Raw genomic sequence first — 6,275 nt, forward strand, 5'->3', positions numbered from 1 at the left:
ACTCAGGGAATGGACCTGTCCTAAATGCAGCACACACCATGACAGGGATATAAACGCCAGCAAAAATCTGCTGAAATTAGCCATATAATTTTAGTAATACACTGAGGTTGGTTCGACCTTTAGAGCTTAGGTAAACTTGTTCCATTAGGAATATTGACTAAGAAGCCATCCACTTCTATAAGTGGTGGTAGTTCACAGTTGTAAAAAAGCAATGTAATAATGACTACAAAAATACTCATTCCCTCAATATATGAGTTTCAATTCCTTATAGGTAGTCTAAAATCAATGTTAAAAATAGCACTTACAAATTTAGGAAAATAGTTTCAATTCCTTATAGGTAGTCTAAAATCACAACAGGTATTTTGGCATCAGGTATATTACTATCTAGTTTCAATTCCTTATAGGTAGTCTAAAATCCTGTCATCCTGGACATCAACTCCTGCAGTAAGTATGTTTCAATTCCTTATAGGTAGTCTAAAATCTAGGTTCCAGACCTGTATCTATATAAGATTTTTCTGTGTTTCAATTCCTTATAGGTAGTCTAAAATCAGCCTCCATGAAACGCCTATATGGAGAACCAAAACAGTTTCAATTCCTTATAGGTAGTCTAAAATCCAGGCAATATAGACACAGCAAATTCTACAGCAAGTAGTTTCAATTCCCTATAGGTAGTCTAAAATCGCTGCCTTGGTCTTGCCATGTCAAGCCCTCCTCTCAGGTTTCAATTCCTTATAGGTAGTCTAAAATCCTTTTATTTTACCAGAAGGGAGGAACTTACTTGAATTGTTTCAATTCCTTATAGGTAGTCTAAAATCTTATATACACGGCATGACAAAGCACCATGATATTTAGTTTCAATTCCTTATAGGTAGTCTAAAATCCTATTTTCTTATACTTTAGATACCCGAATAAGAATAGTTTCAATTCCTTATAGGTAGTCTAAAATCCAACGATATAAATAAATGGTGTATATGCCCTCCTAAGTTTCAATTCCTTATAGGTAGTCTAAAATCCTCTATCATATTTAAAATTATGAATTCCCTTGCAAGTTTCAATTCCTTATAGGTAGTCTAAAATCCCATATTATAAGCCAGAAGTTACGGTAAGTGACATTAGTTTCAATTCCTTATAGGTAGTCTAAAATCAAACTTTACTGTAATGGGAAAAATAAATAAAGGTAGTTTCAATTCCTTATAGGTAGTCTAAAATCACCTTGTATCGTCCTTGAATAGCCAGTCTATATCTAGTTTCAATTCCTTATAGGTAGTCTAAAATCATGTGTCCTCTTCTTTGAAATTGCATTGCAAAAGGGTTTCAATTCCTTATAGGTAGTCTAAAATCAAACTTTGTAAATTTAAATCCTTAATGAGAGATTTGTTTCAATTCCTTATAGGTAGTCTAAAATCTTTAGAGAAAAGGTAAATGCTGTTTTCGCATGGTTGTTTCAATTCCTTATAGGTAGTCTAAAATCCCGCAAGCTGTGAAATTATTGGTGATATATATAGAAAGTTTCAATTCCTTATAGGTAGTCTAAAATCTTTAAGAGACCTGCAAGAGAAATATAGGCTGAAATAGTTTCAATTCCTTATAGGTAGTCTAAAATCTAACTTATTCTTTCTATCTGTTGCCGCTTGGTGTGGTTTCAATTCCTTATAGGTAGTCTAAAATCATAAATTAAGGGCAGCACAGGATAAGGCACAGACTTGTTTCAATTCCTTATAGGTAGTCTAAAATCCCAGTCTTCTCCATACTGGAATTTGAACTGATATACAGTTTCAATTCCTTATAGGTAGTCTAAAATCTAAAATACTCCTCATTTATATCCTTAATAAACTTAGTTTCAATTCCTTATAGGTAGTCTAAAATCCTGAAGCATTTATTCCTAATCCTGATCCAGATAAGTTTCAATTCCTTATAGGTAGTCTAAAATCTTATATTCCCGTTAAAAGTGGCACCCTCTGACACTGGTTTCAATTCCTTATAGGTAGTCTAAAATCTAAAGTCGGGGCGTTCCAGGAGCAAGATAAGTCAATGTTTCAATTCCTTATAGGTAGTCTAAAATCGCATCTGCGGTTATACCGACAACAATACTAAAAGAAGGTTTCAATTCCTTATAGGTAGTCTAAAATCGTTCATACGTGCTTTTATTTTATCTTTCCGTTTGTCTGGTTTCAATTCCTTATAGGTAGTCTAAAATCTCTGTCTGTATATGTTCCTGCAATCTTTTCTTAGGCAGTTTCAATTCCTTATAGGTAGTCTAAAATCTTCTTTTATCTCTATATCTCTATTCCTCCTTTAAAAGTTTCAATTCCTTATAGGTAGTCTAAAATCTCATCGTCTGCCCTAATTAGCAAATCGTAATATAAGTTTCAATTCCTTATAGGTAGTCTAAAATCTTATTTCCATCATCATCAATTTCACTTGAGATTCCCAGGTTTCAATTCCTTATAGGTAGTCTAAAATCTAACATTGCGGATAGTTATACCCTGAAAAATTGGAAGTTTCAATTCCTTATAGGTAGTCTAAAATCTTGTTAGTTCGTCAGTTGTATAAACTGTATAACCGTGTTTCAATTCCTTATAGGTAGTCTAAAATCTTCCTGCCTTGTAGAAAACTAAATTTTTTTATGTTATGTTTCAATTCCTTATAGGTAGTCTAAAATCTACTGGCAGATTTAATTATTTATGATGCAGATTTAAGTTTCAATTCCTTATAGGTAGTCTAAAATCCTATCTGAGTACTACGACAAATGGATCGTAACTTAGTTTCAATTCCTTATAGGTAGTCTAAAATCAATAGGAAGAAATCTGACCAGAACAAAATATTGTATCTGTTTCAATTCCTTATAGGTAGTCTAAAATCCAGAATAGAGAAACACTTGAAACTAAGGCAAAGTACTGGTTTCAATTCCTTATAGGTAGTCTAAAATCATTGCCAATTTCTTAGCAAAGACAACTGACAACTTAGTTTCAATTCCTTATAGGTAGTCTAAAATCGCGTTGAACTTCCGAATTTAGGTAAAAGTTGGCTAAGTTTCAATTCCTTATAGGTAGTCTAAAATCATATGGATATTGATTGACATAAACAGCATAGTTCAAAGTTTCAATTCCTTATAGGTAGTCTAAAATCATATGCCATTCCATCTTTAGAGCCTACCAGTCTTGCAAGTTTCAATTCCTTATAGGTAGTCTAAAATCTTTGAACCATGGGGTGTATTCCCCCGCATGAGGCAGAGTTTCAATTCCTTATAGGTAGTCTAAAATCATAAAAACTTAATCCTAGTGCCCTAGCATATAACAAAGTTTCAATTCCTTATAGGTAGTCTAAAATCCGGTTGAATTTGAAGAAGATGAAGATTCTGACATAAAGTTTCAATTCCTTATAGGTAGTCTAAAATCACGGAAAAGCATTATGCATGGATTGTCAAAAGGCTTTGTTTCAATTCCTTATAGGTAGTCTAAAATCAACTTCTGTCACTCAATCCTTGCAATTTCTTTGAGAGTTTCAATTCCTTATAGGTAGTCTAAAATCTAGAATTTTTGGCACAGTTTTGAATTGCAAGCCTGTGTTTCAATTCCTTATAGGTAGTCTAAAATCTGGCAAAGGTGATTCTATAGAAAACCAAATTGAAATGTGGTTTCAATTCCTTATAGGTAGTCTAAAATCTAACATTCCATCACGGTTAAGCTCAAAACAATTTCTGTTTCAATTCCTTATAGGTAGTCTAAAATCCTTATCATATTGAATATTACCACCGTCTACAGATAACTGTTTCAATTCCTTATAGGTAGTCTAAAATCGAAGGAGAAGAATTTACTAAAGAAGATAAAGAGGACATGTTTCAATTCCTTATAGGTAGTCTAAAATCTTTAGTGCCAATGGCTGGAATGTATATCCATAGGGGTTTCAATTCCTTATAGGTAGTCTAAAATCATCTGGAGTAATATCAAATACATAATTTGTATCCATAGTTTCAATTCCTTATAGGTAGTCTAAAATCCGTTGGTTTCACCGAATACTTTCCATCCATTTTTTAGTTTCAATTCCTTATAGGTAGTCTAAAATCCAGAATATATCATTTAGTTATTATGGATTGGAATGGTTTCAATTCCTTATAGGTAGTCTAAAATCTCACCCCTAAGCATTACATCAGCATTGAATTTCATAGTTTCAATTCCTTATAGGTAGTCTAAAATCTTTTGATAATTCTAATAAAGTTGAAAGAGAAAGTCACGGGTTTCAATTCCTTATAGGTAGTCTAAAATCTTAAGCGGTATACTCCCTGGATATGCAGGTAAATAGTTTCAATTCCTTATAGGTAGTCTAAAATCAGCCGATTAGCTCGACTACAGATCAACCTGTATCGGCGTTTCAATTCCTTATAGGTAGTCTAAAATCTTATATCCAATCTATTTATCCGTTACGTAAAACTTAGTTTCAATTCCTTATAGGTAGTCTAAAATCTGAATCTTAAACAAGAAGATATTATACAAGCTATGTTTCAATTCCTTATAGGTAGTCTAAAATCATATAGACTGGCTATTTAAGGACGATACAAGGTTCTGGTTTCAATTCCTTATAGGTAGTCTAAAATCCCTAACTGTTTTTGGTTTAAACCTTTTTCCATTCTTTGTTTCAATTCCTTATAGGTAGTCTAAAATCAGACCTTCTAAAGTGTCCATGCAACTCTTCCCCGGGTTTCAATTCCTTATAGGTAGTCTAAAATCGTATTACCATTCTTTAGTTTTACTACAGAATCTATTTGTTTCAATTCCTTATAGGTAGTCTAAAATCAGGTACATATGGAATTAAAAAGAAAGAGCCAACTAAGTTTCAATTCCTTATAGGTAGTCTAAAATCTGTACTACTATATTATTTTACTCATACACTTAGCAGTTTCAATTCCTTATAGGTAGTCTAAAATCTATTCCTTCTCAATATTCCAATTTTATATAAAAAAAGTTTCAATTCCTTATAGGTAGTCTAAAATCCAGGGCTTTTTAAAAGGACTTTCAAATCCTCAAACGGGTTTCAATTCCTTATAGGTAGTCTAAAATCGGATAGTTTAAAAGCTATTCTAGGGTTTATTTTTTTAGTTTCAATTCCTTATAGGTAGTCTAAAATCGTAGCCTTTTCCGTATGTAATTTAGAACTAGAACAAGTTTCAATTCCTTATAGGTAGTCTAAAATCTCTCCCTCATCTGTAAATATTTTTATTAGGCTTTTTAAGTTTCAATTCCTTATAGGTAGTCTAAAATCTGATATAGGTGTGCCTGTTATTGCTAGTGCTGCCGGTTTCAATTCCTTATAGGTAGTCTAAAATCCAAATAATATTTTAATTGTGCCTATATGAGCAGTACAAGTTTCAATTCCTTATAGGTAGTCTAAAATCTGCAGCTAGAAGTTTATCCAAGCTTATGGATATAGAGTTTCAATTCCTTATAGGTAGTCTAAAATCAAGATAGGTAAATACAACTTTGTACCTATTATAAAGTTTCAATTCCTTATAGGTAGTCTAAAATCTAAATGGCCGATAGAGAAGGCAGCCACATTGCCAAGTTTCAATTCCTTATAGGTAGTCTAAAATCAGGTACTGCCCTCTGTAGCCTTTTGAATTACTGTTGGTTTCAATTCCTTATAGGTAGTCTAAAATCTTTTATCTGCATTATTCTTCACTCCAATCTAAATCAGTTTCAATTCCTTATAGGTAGTCTAAAATCCAAGCTGTAGTTATTTGGGTTTACACCATTGCGATAGTTTCAATTCCTTATAGGTAGTCTAAAATCCCATCAAATATAGAATACATCAGCATCTAGAAAAATGCAATATTCAGAAATATTTCTACAAAAGTTTTAGAAATTAATCTCAGGCGGCTAATTAACTGCAAACATAAAAATCGTCGACCTCCGGTAATTTTTACTCTATTCATGGTCGACGACATAAAATTTAATATAATTCCAAAATATTTTTTAAACTAATCTTATGTTAAGGTTCAGCTCCAATATATCCAAAAGATTTAACAATATTCTCTCATTTAAATACATCTCATGTTAAGGTTCAACAATTAAATTTAAAGCTAGAAGATGAAGGTAGTTGTTATTTAAATACATCTCATGTTAAGGTTCAGCACCATTTAGTCTCAATACTATTTCATTTTGTTCATCATTTAAATACATCTCATTAAAGTGCACCCCTTTGTCAAGACAATTTTTTAGTAGATTTATAGTTAGGTTGATAAACAGTATCATAATGCTTTCCCTTAAATACACTTCACC

1 protein-coding gene and 1 CRISPR repeat array are annotated in these 6,275 nt (G+C 32.1%); the gene reads left to right on the plus strand.

The window, feature by feature from the left end; all coding sequences use genetic code 11:
- Nucleotides 1-88, plus strand: an 88-nt coding sequence (locus LN736_RS18625; RefSeq protein ID WP_229982195.1) for a transposase, incomplete at its 5' end; no start/stop codon positions are given.
- A 166-nt stretch (nt 89-254) separates the two neighbouring features.
- Nucleotides 255-5,786: a CRISPR direct-repeat array (repeat unit 30 nt; unit sequence GTTTCAATTCCTTATAGGTAGTCTAAAATC).
- Nucleotides 5,787-6,275: the final 489 nt, after the last annotated feature.

Source organism: Clostridium aromativorans, assembly GCF_020908015.1.
In the GTDB taxonomy this organism is placed as follows: Bacteria; Bacillota; Clostridia; order Clostridiales; family Clostridiaceae; genus Clostridium_B; species Clostridium_B aromativorans.